Annotated in this window: 15 protein-coding genes; 5 read left to right on the top strand and 10 right to left on the bottom strand. The window is 51.3% G+C overall.

Annotation, left to right across the window (positions count from 1 at the left end):
* Positions 1-76: 76 nt before the first annotated feature.
* The 3 genes from P40081_RS36550 to P40081_RS22005 form a co-directional block, all read right to left on the bottom strand.
* Positions 77-544, bottom strand: coding sequence for a GNAT family N-acetyltransferase (locus tag P40081_RS36550; protein WP_052421936.1), 468 nt, complete (start codon positions 542-544; stop codon positions 77-79).
* 150 nt (positions 545-694) lie between these two features.
* Entirely contained in the window at positions 695-1,174 is a 480-nt protein-coding gene (locus P40081_RS22000; RefSeq protein ID WP_042138453.1) for a heme-degrading domain-containing protein, read from the bottom strand.
* A 61-nt stretch (positions 1,175-1,235) separates the two neighbouring features.
* The gene (locus tag P40081_RS22005; protein WP_231575169.1) at positions 1,236-2,321 is read right to left on the bottom strand and encodes a winged helix DNA-binding domain-containing protein; all 1,086 of its coding nucleotides are present in this window, start codon (positions 2,319-2,321) and stop codon (positions 1,236-1,238) included.
* Positions 2,322-2,826: 505 nt separating this feature from the next.
* Between P40081_RS22005 and P40081_RS22010 the strand changes: the two genes are divergently transcribed.
* On the top strand, positions 2,827-3,630 hold the full coding sequence (locus tag P40081_RS22010) for a TIM barrel protein (RefSeq protein ID WP_331281676.1): 804 nt from the start codon (positions 2,827-2,829) through the stop codon (positions 3,628-3,630).
* 99 nt (positions 3,631-3,729) lie between these two features.
* On the opposite strand, the gene P40081_RS22015 is transcribed toward P40081_RS22010, so the two are convergent.
* Entirely contained in the window at positions 3,730-4,536 is an 807-nt protein-coding gene (locus P40081_RS22015) for a hypothetical protein (RefSeq protein WP_042138457.1), read from the bottom strand.
* Between the two features lie 140 nt (positions 4,537-4,676).
* On the opposite strand from P40081_RS22015, the gene P40081_RS22020 reads away from it, so the two are divergent.
* A complete protein-coding gene (locus P40081_RS22020; RefSeq protein ID WP_042138458.1) occupies positions 4,677-5,102 on the top strand; it encodes a VOC family protein in 426 nt (141 codons plus the stop codon).
* Between the two features lie 213 nt (positions 5,103-5,315).
* The gene (locus tag P40081_RS22025) at positions 5,316-5,720 is read left to right on the top strand and encodes a CBS domain-containing protein (protein ID WP_039293958.1); all 405 of its coding nucleotides are present in this window, start codon (positions 5,316-5,318) and stop codon (positions 5,718-5,720) included.
* Positions 5,721-5,820: 100 nt separating this feature from the next.
* Here P40081_RS22025 and P40081_RS22030 read toward each other — a convergent pair whose 3' ends face one another.
* From P40081_RS22030 to map, 5 genes are all read right to left on the bottom strand, one after another.
* Entirely contained in the window at positions 5,821-6,099 is a 279-nt protein-coding gene (locus P40081_RS22030) for an STAS domain-containing protein (RefSeq protein ID WP_197074256.1), read from the bottom strand.
* Position 6,100: 1 nt separating this feature from the next.
* On the bottom strand, positions 6,101-8,110 hold the full coding sequence (locus P40081_RS22035) for a methyl-accepting chemotaxis protein (RefSeq protein ID WP_042138460.1): 2,010 nt from the start codon (positions 8,108-8,110) through the stop codon (positions 6,101-6,103).
* 21 nt (positions 8,111-8,131) lie between these two features.
* Entirely contained in the window at positions 8,132-8,524 is a 393-nt protein-coding gene (locus P40081_RS22040) for an ATP-binding protein (RefSeq protein ID WP_042138462.1), read from the bottom strand.
* Between the two features lie 82 nt (positions 8,525-8,606).
* Positions 8,607-10,037, bottom strand: coding sequence for a SpoIIE family protein phosphatase (locus tag P40081_RS22045; RefSeq protein ID WP_197074257.1), 1,431 nt, complete (start codon positions 10,035-10,037; stop codon positions 8,607-8,609).
* Between the two features lie 179 nt (positions 10,038-10,216).
* On the bottom strand, positions 10,217-10,963 hold the full coding sequence (gene map, locus P40081_RS22050) for a type I methionyl aminopeptidase (RefSeq protein ID WP_042138464.1): 747 nt from the start codon (positions 10,961-10,963) through the stop codon (positions 10,217-10,219).
* 191 nt (positions 10,964-11,154) lie between these two features.
* Here map and P40081_RS22055 point away from each other — a divergent pair, with 191 nt between their 5' ends.
* The gene (locus P40081_RS22055) at positions 11,155-12,219 is read left to right on the top strand and encodes a CgeB family protein (protein ID WP_042138465.1); all 1,065 of its coding nucleotides are present in this window, start codon (positions 11,155-11,157) and stop codon (positions 12,217-12,219) included.
* Between the two features lie 59 nt (positions 12,220-12,278).
* Positions 12,279-13,358 (top strand): glycosyltransferase WbsX family protein, encoded by a 1,080-nt coding sequence (locus P40081_RS22060; protein ID WP_042138467.1) that lies wholly within the window; start codon positions 12,279-12,281, stop codon positions 13,356-13,358.
* A 15-nt stretch (positions 13,359-13,373) separates the two neighbouring features.
* On the opposite strand, the gene P40081_RS22065 is transcribed toward P40081_RS22060, so the two are convergent.
* Positions 13,374-13,691, bottom strand: a complete 318-nt coding sequence (locus tag P40081_RS22065; protein WP_231575170.1) for a hypothetical protein — start codon at positions 13,689-13,691, stop codon at positions 13,374-13,376.
* Between the last annotated feature and the right edge of the window lie 204 nt (positions 13,692-13,895).

The following is a 13,895-nucleotide window of genomic DNA, read 5'->3' on the forward strand; positions in this document are numbered from 1 at the left end:
CTGACGGCACACAAAAAGATGCCCCAACGTCCACTTCCATGACGTATGGAGCATCCCGTGTGAGGTTTCTATACAATTACCCCTCCAGATCGAGCTTCATGCTTAGCGAACGTATCCCGCGCTCCTCTTCCTCTTCCCCAACCGGCACAAAGCCTTGGGAAGCATAGAAACCAATTGAATTCGGGGATGAATTCACGGTAATTTGCCGGACCCCGTCTGCCTTCATCTTGTCAACCGCATGCTGCAGCAGGATTCGGCCGATCCCGGTTCCTTTGTACACATTCTTCACGAACAGCAGCGAGATGTGATTGTTGTTGCGCAGTTCTATAATTCCTGTAACTCCCTGATCGGAGGTGGTGATGAATATCTCGTGATCCTGCTGCATGCGCTTCCGGATGGCGGCAAGTTCAATATACCTGTAGAATTCAATAACCCCCTGCGCCGAATAGTTAACGGAAATATGTATATCAAACGCCTCGCGGATTAAGGGAGTGATCAGCTTCTCCTCACCGGGCATCAACTGTCTGATTGCTATAGCTGTCATACGGCAAGTCTCCTTTAATCTGACTGGTTGCTGGGAAATTCGCCCAGTAATTAAGAAATAGAAAAGACAGTCCGCTTCTTCCTGCGGAAACTGCCCATCATACACCATTTCCGTCATGATCTAAGCAATAATTCAAAATTGTTGTGCGGGTTAGCTGGCTTGCGGCTTAATGATCTGCTCCAGCACGGCAACGATCATCTCATGATCCTCCTCACCGGAAAGCCCGGACACGGATATGGTTCCGGCCGCTCCGGCATCCCGGATCAGAAGCGGGAAGCACCCGCCTTCGGCGGCGTATTCCATCGGGTCGACAAAAGCATTCTCCTGAATTGTGGTATTCCATGATTTATACAGCACATTCATATAATAGGAGCTGTGTCCGAAATGGTTCACTACATTGATTTTGCGGGCGATCCAGCGGTCATTGCCGGGGCCGTTCTCATCCATTTTGGCGTGAAACAGCACGGTTCCGTTCTTCCGGATATCCACCGTAATCTGCTTGTCCATGCTCTGCGCTCTGGCCAGAATTGCGCTGCCCACCTGGATGGCTGTCTGATTGCTGAACGCGCTGAACTGCAGCTCCTGTTCCTGCTTAAGTATCTGCTCCAATAATGGGGTGTAGTCTTCCATAATCAACACTTCCTTAGTCCGGTTATAGTTGTAGTAGATGGATCTAATGCAGTTAATCGGGTCATTTGAGATATTCAAGTTTGGTTAAAGGCAGACCCAGGAACAGCGCATAACGCTCAGCGGCCTGCTGTACTCCTTCTATTCCCTTGTGATCCAAGGGGGCGAAAGGGGTTATGAACAGCTCGACACCTTTTTTCTTAATCGTCCGCTTCCAGGTTCCGGCTACCCGCCCGTCAGCTACCACCGTCGCCAGGAAGATGCCGTTATTGCCCGGCACGATCAGCGGGAACGACTCCGGCTCCAGCACGGCACTCCGGTCTTTATAGCCGAGAATATATTCATCGAACCCGGCCAGCAGATGAACACCGGCAGGCTCTGCTGCCGTTACTGCCGCAGGATCAGGCCTCCAGTATTCACTGCCGTCAATCACTTCCGGTTGCAGACTGCTCCGCACTGCCTCAAGACCTGCTCTTGCATCCGTTAACGTCAGCCCTGCCCACCAGGCAAAGTCCTGCACAGTTGCAGGCCCATGCGCTGTGAAATACAGCGAGGCCAGTTCATTCAATGACTCCTCAAAAGAAAGCTCACGCGAGTATTCCACCCATTCATCCAGCAGGACGAATGTCTGCTGCTTGCCGCTACGCGGACCAAAGCAGATCAGACCGTTATACGCACTATGCCATAGAATGTGATAGCCGCGCTGGCCGGAGATGCTGATGCCCTGATCCTCCAGCAGCTTCAGCAGCTCGGGACGCGGGAGCTGGCGTCCGCCCTTCAGTGCATTATAGATGATCTTCCGGCAGCGCTCCAGGATCTTGTCGTCAAGTTCAAGCTGGGTCAGTCTGGCTGCCGCCTGACGCAGAATGCGCGGGGCACAGAGCTGAAGCATCCACTTCGCATTCTCCGGCGGCACGAAGTGAAGCGTCCCGCGCAGCGTCCAGGTCAGCAGCAGCTTCCTGTCCGCGATGGCCTGCTCAACCTCTATTAATCCTGCTGATGGTGTTCGCAGCCCTATAGCCCAGACGGCCTGCATATAATCCTGAGCCTGCATCGCACCGAACGCACGCACCACTTCTCCGGGCTGAAGGGATGGAGGCTGCTGAATCCGCTGATGCATCAGCCGCTGATCGGCAATACGCTTGCTCATCACAATCATTCTCCTCTGCTGTCCCTGGCACTTTCCTCCAGTATAGGTATCTGCCTATCTGCTGTCCATCTCCAATAAGTAAGCTGCTGGTAGAGCGGCCGGCAATTTGCATCCGCAAGTATAACTCTTTTGCAGGTAAAAACTGTATTATGGCGAATTATACATTCTAAATAAACCTCACTGTAGACAACAATGTTGTACGTTTTACAACTTTGAATCACTGATAGCCGGGTGTTCGGGAAGATTGTTGTATGAAATACAAGAATAATCCTGCTAAGCCGCTTGGAGACGGTGAAATCCTGCATTTTATACAACAATTTTGAATTTCGGCCGATAGGATGAGGAAAATGTTGTATTATGTGCAGGATTCTATAAATAACCTCCTGATCTCTGCCTCAGAAAGTCAATGAATCTAGGAGTTCCTGCGGCCTCAGCAGCCGCCCGGAAGTCCGGATATTTCGCTAGGTGAAGGTTAATAATCACGAAGACATACGGGGTGAATCATTTGCAGCAATTTATGATTGGTCAATACGGAGGATTCGATTACAGCAAATTCCGCAAGGATTTCAAAGCCGGATTCTATGGCATCGAGGCCTGCTCCTTTAAGGCAGAGGAAGATTGCCGGAACCTGATTGCGGCAGCGCAGCAACACCAGTTTCACACCGGTGTCCATTTCCCGCTTCGCGCCGATCCTGCGCGGCTGCGGGACGCCTCGTTCCTCTCGCCGGATGAGTATGAGCGTGCGGAAGCGTTCCGGCACATCCAAGAAGAGCTGGATTATATGGTCACCCTGCGTCCCGGATATGTATTGTTTCATTATCCGAAGCCGGTCATTCTGGATGACCGCGTGGACTGGCAGCAATGGCGATTCAGTGACCGCCGGGAGTACATCTATGAGAGTGAAACCTCTCTGGAAGAGCTGATCCGGCACAGTGAGTATCTGTTCGACTGGCTCAGCCGGAAAGGACGAGAGTATCATTTCCAGCCTATTTTGGAATTCGACGGACTGAACAGCTATGTCTATAATCAGGATTTTCTGGAACGTCTATTAGTGAGGTATCCTGATATTAAGCTGTGTCTGGATACAGCCCGGCTGTATCAGCAGGATAGGTTTGACCCCAATTTCGATGCCGGGACGCTCCTGAGAAGATACACCAAATACGCAGCACTAATCCATCTGTCGAGTGTTCAGGTCAAGGACACTGTCCGGCACAGCCATTACCCGGCACTGCCGGAACTGAGTCCCGCAGACGGCTGGCACCCATTGAAGACTATCTCCGCATCATCCGTGAGGAGAACAGCGGGGTGAAAATCATGTTCGAGCACCGCTCAGATCTCATCACAACAGAGCAGCTGGAGCGTTGTTATGCATGGGTGGATGGGATTCTATCCGGAGTTTGATTTTGATTTAAAAGAGTCTGACTGCTAGTCCCTCCCGCTCCCTGCTCGCCCATTCCCCTTCCGTGGCGAATGGCGGCCGGACAGGCCAGTGTTTCTCCAGATTGTATTTGTAGATACAATACGCGAGCGGTATGCAGGCCATCATAGAATCTCTGGCATGCGGATTGGCCTTCCCTGCCGCATCCAGTGTTCCAAGCGCAGCCTGCGCCGTGACCGTTATCGAGAATGTTTCATCCACCAGCGCTTTGAAGCGGAGGCCGATCTCCGCGGGCGCTGCCGGATCACTGCTTTTCAGCTGCAGGGTCTTCCAGCCATGACTCGGGTATACCTCATACAGCCGCGAAGCAAGATCCCGTACTTCATCGAAGGGGTACACAGATACGGCCTCCCGCAGATTATACAGCAGCTTCCGTCCGCCATACAGCATTCCGTGCATGGCAATCGGTGTCGAAGAGACCGGGCTTTTGGCCTGCAGCGCAATGTCAGTCACCCGCATATCCCGGCTGTTCCTGCCGCTGTGAATGACGCCAAACCGCTGCCTGAAAGACTCCCGGGTATCGTCATAGGCTCCCTCCAGGAAGCTGATCCATGACGAATGATATTGTTCCTGCAAGTAATAGTCCGGTATGGAAAATGGAAAGTCGAGGCCCCAGGGGGCCTGGCTTGAGCGGATATAATACGCCAGATCCAGCCTGTCCTCACAGCTGAACACCCGCTCTACCGTTAATCCCCCCGCCTCCAGGTTCCCTTCAGTCACGTAAATTTTGCCCTCCGGATTCTTCGCTCCGCTGAAATCACAGCCATATATTTTCACAGCATAGTCCTCCTGTAATTCTTGTCTCCACTTGTTTCCCTATCTTAGAGTCTGCCAAGTATATTTGTAAATAGACAGGCACATGATACAATATGACAGAACCGTGCCTGCCTTAATTTAACACTAGAGGAGTGACGCATGTGGCAATTGATATTTACTTGAATTTCAACGGAAATACCCGGGAAGCTGTTGAATATTATGCTGAAGTATTCGGGACCGAACCTCCGCATATTATGACTTTCGGCGAAGCTCCTCCCGATCCTTCCCACCCTCTGCCGGAAGAGGCCAAGCACCTGGTGATGCATGCCAATCTGAGAATTGCCGGCAGCACGGTAATGTTCTCGGATGTATTTCCCGGAATGCCTTTTGTGGAAGGCAATAATATTAACCTGACGCTGATGGATACGGATGAAGATAAGATCAAAGACTGGTTCCATAAGCTCAAGGAAGGCGGCACGGTCAGCATGGAGCTGCAGGAGACGTTCTGGAGCAAATGTTACGGCAGCCTGAAGGACAAATTCGGCATCTACTGGCAGCTCAGCCACGATAACGGTCAGAACGGCTAACAAGTACAGCATTAACATATCTTTTATATACAACAAAACCGGTAAGGATATGTTGAATCTTCCCCTTGGGAGGGCGGCATATCCTTTTATTATTTGCTCTTAGCCCTCTCCCTTACGAAGTTGTAACCCAATTGTTAATGCGCTTACATCATGTTATGTGTTTTAATTGAACTAACGTTTATGTACACATCCTACTGTAAAGGAGACTAACCTATGGAAATATCCTCTTTTTTGCTGCCCAAAGATCAGGTGGCGTTTATCACTTCCTCGATCTCAATGCGGGAAGCGCTGGAGCAGCTGGAGAATCATTATTACTCGGCCATTCCGATTATTGACGAAGAAGGCAAATATGTTGGGACCTTGTCGGAGGGCGATCTGCTATGGAAACTGAAGAACACCGAGGGTCTTAGCTTTGAGAATATGACCGGGGTGACTGTGGGCACCATTCAGCGTCATGTGCATAACGAGAGTGTAGAGATTCACGCACAGATGGAGGATATGCTGACATTGGCCGCAGACCAGAATTTCGTTCCTGTGGTGGACGGAAGCGGGATCTTCCTCGGCATCATCCGCCGCAAGGATATCATCGAGTATTACACCCGGAATATTACCGATTAACCTCATAATGCCGCATTAAGTGATCCGTTTCATCCGCAGCAAAGGCAAAGGCAGGACTGTCCTCCGAAGGACGGCCCTGCCTTTGTTCAAGTCAGCAAGTCTATATAATCTCAAACACATGAGTCAGCCGGGTTAGCTCAAAAATCTTCCGGACATTGTCATTCATCCCCGTCAGCCTAATGGTACCGCCTGTCTCTACACATTTCTTGTAGGAGCTGACAATCACGCCAAGTCCGGTGCTGTCAATGAAACGGCAGGTCCCGAAATCAAGCAGGAAGCTTGAATGGCCGCCAAGAATATAATTCCGTACTTCTTCTCTGAAATGTCCGGCTTCCTCAACCGAGAACAGCTCCGGCATCTCAATAATAATCTCGCTCAAGCTACTCACCCCTGATTATAAATTTCTCAACAAGAATCTCCAGTTCATTAGCCATAGCACTGATCTCTTGCGCGGAAGCCGCGAAATTATTGACCGTTGCCGCCTGCTCCTCCGTTGCACTGGATACATTCTCTGTATTCGCTGCCGCAAGCTCCGAGATCGTGCCCATGGAATCAATCAGCTTAATAATCTGATCGGAGGTTGCTACTTCATCTCTGGTAATATCCAGAATCTCCTGCACATTCTCTGTAATCCTCTCAACAGATTGAATGATATGCACGAACGCGCGGTCCGTCTCATTCACAATGCTTACGCCGCTCTCTACCGCCTCTGCAGCGCCTCTCATGGAATCTACAGCCTGGGTAATCCGCGTGACCATCTCACTGACCAGACCTGTAATCTCGCCGGCCTGGGTATGCGTCTCATCCGACAGCTTCCGTACTTCACCGGCCACTACACTGAAGCCGCGGCCATGCTCACCGGCACGCGCTGCTTCGATGGCAGCATTCAGGGCCAGCAGATTGGTCTGCTGGGCGATCTTGTTAATTGTTCCGATCATTGTGGATACCTTCTCTGACAACCCGCTGACCGTCAGCAATAGCTCTTCCGTCTCTTTGGTGCTGCTGTGAATCGTATCCATCGCCTGTACTGTACTGATAACTCTGGCTCTGCCTTCCTGCGCTGCCTGATTCGTGTTATCGGCATTACCGGAGGTAGCCGACGCTTTACTCTGCGCCAGCTGCACCAGACTGGATAGCTGCACAAGCACCTGGGAAGCATTGATTACCGACTGGTTGTTGTTCTCGGCTCCGGAAGCAATCTCCTGGGTACTGGAGCTGATCTCTTGAATCGATGCGCTGATCTCCTCTGAAGAGGCTGCCATTTCCTCGGACATGGAGGTTAAGGATACCGAGCCTGCTCTTACCTTCTCGATAATGGCCTCCTGCTTGTCAATCATGGTGTTGAATGATTCACTCAGCGTCTGCAGCTCATCTCCGGAGCGGATTGAGGTATGAACGGTCAGATCCCCGTCACCAGCCCGGCCCATGGCTCTCTCCAGCTTCTTGATCGGATTCACAATATTGCGGGTGGTAAAGAAATATGCGGCCAGCATGGCAACGACGATAAAGCCCAGAATAATGATTATCGTAGTATTACGGATTTCGTCCGCCGGAGCCATATAATCCTCTACATTGGCCGTTGTAGCTACTACCCAATTGCCTGCGGGCTGAAAGGAAACATATTTACGCACGCCTTCATAGGTGTAGAAGCCGTGTGCGGTTTCTCCGGCCTTCATCAGCCGGACTAGCTCATTCAGTTCAGCATTGCTGTTGCCGTCCAGATTCTCCTTCAGCACCTTGTCCTGCTCAGGATGCGAGACGATCAGGCCGGTGCGGTCAATCATATATCCGTATCCGTGCTCTCCAATCTTCACCCCGGTTACCGGGGAAGTGATATTCTCAAACAAGGCGGTACCGATTAACACGCCTGTAATCTGATCATTTACCCGCAGCGGTCTCGCGATCGCTACGATGTATTGGTTCGTCTCCCGCGACAGAATAACTTCACTGACGGCGTCTTTGCCTTGCAGCGCTTCCTGGAAGTATGCACGGTCCGACACATCAAGCCCGGGCGATTCGGAGCTGCTGGTAATCAGCGCCTTACCGTGTGTATCGGCGATGATCAGCGATTCCAATAGCTTGGCATTGTCTTTCTGCACACCGGATATGTAATTAAATGCTGTGTTTCTTAAGGATGCAGCAGAAGGATTCCCGGCGAAATCGGCCAGCGTGCTGTTCCTGCTGGCGATGCCCAGATCATTGCCTACCGCTTCCAGCTCGGCATCCACCGCTCTGGCTGTAGAATTAGTAGTCCCCCTTAATTCCTCTTCAATCGTCTTCTGCAAGGCTCCCGAAGCCAGCTGATAGGATACAGCCCCGGATATGCCCAGCGGTACGCTGATAATCAGAAATAACAGGATACTCATTTTGACTTTCAAACTTAATTTCACCGAATTCTCCCCTTTGTAATTCTATGAGGGACAGATACTCTTGCTGATGTACATCGTATTATGTATCATCTCTGCACTGTCCGAGAAACAGCGGATCAGGTATAATCCCCTTCCCCCTTCTTCCAGTAACTCATCGCTCCCGATAGCCTCCGGGAACACCAATCCGCTGTCCCCGGCCCCCGAATCCTCTATCTGCAGCTTAAGCAGCTGATCCATCAGCAGATAACGGATGGTAATCGGTTTGCTGCAATCGCTGAGGTTCCCGTGGTAATAAGCATTGGTTACCGCTTCGATCAGAATCAGGCGGATATCAAACGCATAGGCTTCTAAGTCAAGCTCCTGAATGATTCCGTCAATGATCATCTGATGACGCTCCAGACCGTGAAGCATCACTTCCTTATGAATAGCTCCCATGACTCACTCCTTATAAGTTCTGAAATCATCGTCCTGCGCATGTACACGCCATGAATCCGCCCTGCAGGCAGCACCCCGTCCGTTACTGGATGTTCAGGCCGAGCCAGGTGCAGTCATCCTGCAGCGCTGCTCCGGCAAATCTCTCGAGCAGATACCCGTACTCCCGCCCCAGCTCATCACTGTTAAACAGCAGCTCCATCCCGTCGCTATAAAAACAAAACCGGTCCCCGGATTCAAACGGGATGGTCTTCTCCTCAAATTCACTGCTCTCAAACATGCCGAGCGGTGCACCCTTAACGGTAATTCTCTGGCAGTCCCTGCCGCGGGGAACATAGAGAAACTCATTAATTCCGGCTCCTGCTGCCTTGAGCAGTCCTGTCCCGAAGTCGAGTAGGAAGCAGCAGCCCGCGATATAATCCTCACCCAGATGCTGCAGCGCTTTGTAATTCAGATCGCGCAGTACCTGTACGGGGTCCTGTGTACATGACAGGCTGTCCATGAACAGCACCCGTAGGGCCGAGATATTCAGCGCTGCAGTAATCCCCTTACCGGTCACATCACCGATAATGCCAATGACCTGTTCTTCGTTGACCTTATGGAAGATGAAGAAATCGCCGCTTAAGGTTCGGGCCGGGATGTAGAGCTTCTCCAGAACCGCCTTGCTGTCCAGCGGGAAGGACACCGCATGCCGGTGCTCCTGAAGCCGGACCGCCCGCTCCACTTCCCTTTTACTCTCGGTAATATCCCTGAACACCAGCTGCAGCGCCTTCGCTTCTTCATATATGACCGGCACCCCGGAAATTTCAAGATCAAAGCTACGGTTGTCCTGCCGCCTGATCAGCCGCTGTTCAATGCGGAAGCGTTCTTTCAGCAGACCTGTTGTCTTGAGCTTGTTATGCTCTGCACTCTGGAAGTACACCTCATTGAAGAAATCCTCAATTCTTTTGCCGGTCAGCTCCTGCTTCTTGGCGCCGAACATCCGCTCTGTCTGCTTATTGGCGAACAGGATAGTGCCGCTGCTATAGACCAGAATAGCCTCGGGGCACAGCTCGACCAGATCTCTGTACCGTTCTTCACTTTCTCGAAGCCGCTGCTCGGAACGGACCCGTTCGCTGATGTCGTGAATTACGGTGTATACACAGTTTTTGCCCAGCATCGTCATCATGCCGGTATGAACCTCCACATCAATGGGCTCCCCGCTGGCCAGAACATGCCGGTCAATGAACACACGGTTCTTCTGGTCACCGCCCTCAGGCAGCGCCTTCTCTACAAATTCCTGAACCCCTGATTTCGGGTCAGCCGCCAGATCGCAGATCAGAAGCTGCCTGAATTGCCGGATGCTGTAGCCGTAGAACTCGCATGCTGCCCGGTTGGCATCAGCAATTCCGCCGTTCTCCGGGTCCACCAGCAATGTAATGAGATGATTATTCTCATAGATGCAGCCATAATGCTCCATGCACTGCGCCGGACTGGGGGAGCGATGCAGATTCTTACACGGTTTATCTGTTGCCATTTCACAAGCCTCTATTCTATTCAGCTTTAAAGTCTCCCCATTATATTCAATAAAATGGAGATAAGCCGTGAATTCCGACACAGTTAGACAGAAAAACCCGGCCTGCGGCATGAAAACATGACCACAGTCCGGGTTCTAACCTAACATCCTTTATTAAAATAGCAGGCAGCAGCTGATTCTTACAGCTCTGTCAAAATAATGGTGCCCTGCGGAGTTACCGCCAGCGTATGCTCATATTGTGCCGACAATCCGCCGTCAAAGGTACGCGCTGTCCACCCGTCCGCATCAACCTTGGTCCGGTAGCTGCCGGTGTTCAGCATGGGTTCAATGGTGAACACCATACCTTCCTTGATGCGCGGGCCTTTGCCTGCCGGGCCATAGTGAGGCACATCAGGCTTTTCATGCATTTCAGAGCCGATGCCATGCCCGATGAAATCACGGACTACGGAGAAGCCGTTAGCTTCCGCGTATACCTGGATGGCATGAGCGACATCACCAATCCGGTTGCCGGCCACAGCCTGCTCAATGCCTTTGAACATAGCCTCTTTGGTGGTAGCCAGCAATTTGTCCGCCTGCTCGCTAATGGTGCCAATGCCATAGGACCAGGCTGAATCTGCCAGCCACCCGTTCAAGTTGACTACCATATCAATTGTTACAATATCTCCATCCTTCAGCTCCTCGTGCTTGGGGAAGCCGTGGCAGATGACATCATTCACAGATGCGCAGGTCGCATATGGATAACCATGATAGCCTTTTTGTTCAGGGGTAGCCCCCTGGGAGAGAATGAACTTCTCAGCAAACTGGTCAATCTCCCAGGTCGTAATTCCGGGCTTCAGCATCTGAGCGATTTGCCGGTGGCATTCGGCCAATATTTTGCCGGCCGCACGCATTTTTTCGATCTCTTCCATCGTTTTCATGATGATCATTAAATTCGCCTCTTCTGTACAGAAGCCACTACTCACAGCAATGGCTCTTGGTTATGATTTTGTAGTGCTACTCTATATTATGTAAGAAAACCGCCGGAAATCCAAATTCATTCTGTGAATTGTAGCAAATTCACTGCTTTCTCATAAAATAAAACAGTGCAGGGTTGTGTAGGGAGGGATTTCGGCAGCGCATGAACAAGAAAACGAAACACCGTATCAGAACCACCGGCAAAACCATTCGGCTGCATCCCAGATCCAGAAAGCTTATTGCTCATACGGTAATCCGGGCACTCAAAAATATAAATATAAATCAACAGAATGTATCCGCTAATCTTCCGCAGCCTGCCAAGGCTGTTGAGTTCAAAAAACTGCGGGTTCTACTCGTATCCGCCATGCCGGAAGAGGAGCTGTGGCAGACCGAACAGCTGATTGCCGACCAGTTCAGGCTGCTTACCAAAGAAGTTGTAGCCATTAAGGCATTCCAGAGCTTCTCTACAGCGCTGGTCCAGCTCAATCCGGATCTGCTGCTGGTCGTCGGAGGCGATACAGACTTCTCGGACAATGATCTGGAGGTGATCCGCAGAGCCACTCTCCAAAAGGCAATCTGGCTCACCGACAGCTCCGGCACGAGCAGCTCAACCGGGCGTCTGGCAGCTCTGTTTAACTATGTCTTTACGCAAAATATGTACCATATCCCATTTTATCAGCACTCCGGCAGCAGTTCTGTTATGTATCTGCCTTTTGCTGCAGACCGGAACCTGTTCAGTCCAAAATATGTGGATGAAGCCTGCCGCTGCGATGTGCTGTTGCTTGGCGACGCACTTCCAGCCGGTATAGCCTACCTTCACGAGCTCTCTCCGCTGCTCAGCGGCTGTAAGGTATATGCAGCCGGCAAAGGCTGGGAGGAATATCCCGGAATTACCCCGGTGTCTCCTGGTATAGAGCTGCAGGATTATTACAATGGCGCCGAGATTATTATCCACTGGGGGCAGCCGCCGCTTCGGGCTTTTCAAATCGCTTCCTGCGGGGCTGTCCAGCTGGCAGAGGATCATTCCAATCTGTATGCATATATGAATCCCGGTGAAGACATCATCACATTTCACACCGGCCAGGAATTGAATGAGAAGGTCAGCTACTACCGAAATCACCCGGAGTCCGCAAGGGCGTTAGCTACCCGTGCCTTATGGAGGAGCACCTACGATTACTCATTTATGCAAATGGCGGCGAAGCTGCTGCATACTGTTTTTAACAGCTAAACGGGGAGCCTGCAACAATAACCAGTGATTACCTGCAGCAGAATTGGGAGGTAGGTGGATTGAAGCTCATCGCTTTTTTATTGCCGCAATTTCATGTGATTCCCGAGAACAGCCTGTGGTGGGGGGAAGGCTTCACAGAATGGACCAACACCAGGAAAGCTGTTCCGCTCTACTCAGGACATCAGCAGCCCAAGGAACCGCTTGAACAGTATTATTATGACCTGACGGACGCTGCAGCGAGAAACTGGCAGGCAGAAGTAGCCAAATCCTACGGCATCTATGGGTTCTGCTACTACCATTACTGGTTCAGAGGCAAGCCGCTTCTGGAGCAGCCCTTGAAGCAGATTATGAAGTCCGGCGAGCCGGACTTTCCGTTCTGCCTCTCCTGGGCTAATGAATCCTGGACCCGCAAATGGGACGGCGGAGAGCATGAGGTGCTGATCCGCCAGGATTATGGAGATGAACAGGATTGGGAGAATCACTTTCATGAGCTGCTGGGCGCCTTTAGGGATAAGCGTTATATCCGCATCGGCAACAAACCGTTATTCATCATATACAGACCGGGAAATATTCCCCGCTGCGAAGAGATGCTGCATTTCTGGAATACACTCGCGTTGCAGAATGGCCTGGACGGCATTTATTTTGTCCGCACATTGGGCGGCTTCGAAATTCCGGGCCAGGGCGGCTTCGATGCCAATGTGGAATTCGAGCCGCATTACACCTTTGCCCACGGCAATACAGAACGTCTGTGGAATTACATGATTATCGACGGTCAGGAGCATCTCGTCTTCGACTATGACCAGGTCTGGCTGTCAATCCTAAGCCGGTCACCCCACCGGAACGGAGGTAAAATATTTCCGGGAGCCTACGTGAACTGGGATAACACCCCGCGGCTTGGCAAAAGGGGACAGAGCTGTATAGGGGCTTCGCCGCACAAGTTCGGATGGTATCTAGCGAAGCAGATCGAGAGAGCCAGAACCCTGTATCAGAGTGAATTCCTCTTCATTAATGCATGGAATGAATGGGCTGAAGGCGCGTTTCTGGAACCGGACCAGCAGCATCGCTTCCGCTATCTAGAAGAGGTCAAGAAAGCGCTGGAGCAGACGGGGAGCCTTCCTTCTATAAATTCCCGCAGCTAGGCAGCCTGCATTACACTACGCCAGATGAATAGCCAGGCTCGGTGTCCCGCTGCTGACATCGATAAAAACAACATAATCCAGACCATCTGTGCCCTTTAGCACCAGACCCGGCTGATTCGGCACTGGCAGGAAATAATGTCTGACCTGCTGGATTACTGCCACGCCTGCTGGTAAGGAGGGCTGGTTACTGGCTGACAGCCGGCCTACCGCCAGCACATTTCCGCCTGCATCGACATCTCCGCCGGTTGCCAGGCTGTTGACAATGGACTGGTTGCCGTTGATCTGCATATCTCCCGAAACTGTTTCATTGCCTACAATGTTTAAGGCTCCCATTATTGTTTGATTTCCATTGACCTGCAGGTCCTGCTGAATTGTCTGATTCCCTGTGACAAGTATGCTGTCGAAGGTTGGCAAGGCTATCATCCCTTTCAATTGGTGATACTATACTATATGTGATAATCAGTAGATGGGTATGGTACAACCATACATTTCATAGAAATAATAAAAGAACCTGTCCCTATGTCATTAGGGAACAGG

Origin of the sequence: Paenibacillus sp. FSL P4-0081 (assembly GCF_000758565.1) — a bacterium.
GTDB classification, from domain to species: Bacteria; Bacillota; Bacilli; order Paenibacillales; family Paenibacillaceae; genus Paenibacillus_AQ; species Paenibacillus_AQ phytohabitans.

What these genes read in the sequence shown, in the direction of transcription:
- P40081_RS22040 (WP_042138462.1), bottom strand. Translation starts at nt 8,524, where the DNA reads ATGGGAGCTATTCATAAGGAAGTGATGCTTCACGGTCTGGAGCGTCAT.
- P40081_RS36550 (WP_052421936.1), bottom strand. Translation starts at nt 544, where the DNA reads ATGACAGCTATAGCAATCAGACAGTTGATGCCCGGTGAGGAGAAGCTG.
- P40081_RS22055 (WP_042138465.1), top strand. Translation starts at nt 11,155, where the DNA reads ATGAACAAGAAAACGAAACACCGTATCAGAACCACCGGCAAAACCATT.
- P40081_RS22005 (WP_231575169.1), bottom strand. Translation starts at nt 2,321, where the DNA reads ATGAGCAAGCGTATTGCCGATCAGCGGCTGATGCATCAGCGGATTCAG.
- P40081_RS22065 (WP_231575170.1), bottom strand. Translation starts at nt 13,691, where the DNA reads ATGGGAGCCTTAAACATTGTAGGCAATGAAACAGTTTCGGGAGATATG.
- P40081_RS22045 (WP_197074257.1), bottom strand. Translation starts at nt 10,037, where the DNA reads ATGGCAACAGATAAACCGTGTAAGAATCTGCATCGCTCCCCCAGTCCG.
- map (WP_042138464.1), bottom strand. Translation starts at nt 10,963, where the DNA reads ATGATCATCATGAAAACGATGGAAGAGATCGAAAAAATGCGTGCGGCC.
- P40081_RS22025 (WP_039293958.1), top strand. Translation starts at nt 5,316, where the DNA reads ATGGAAATATCCTCTTTTTTGCTGCCCAAAGATCAGGTGGCGTTTATC.
- P40081_RS22000 (WP_042138453.1), bottom strand. Translation starts at nt 1,174, where the DNA reads ATGGAAGACTACACCCCATTATTGGAGCAGATACTTAAGCAGGAACAG.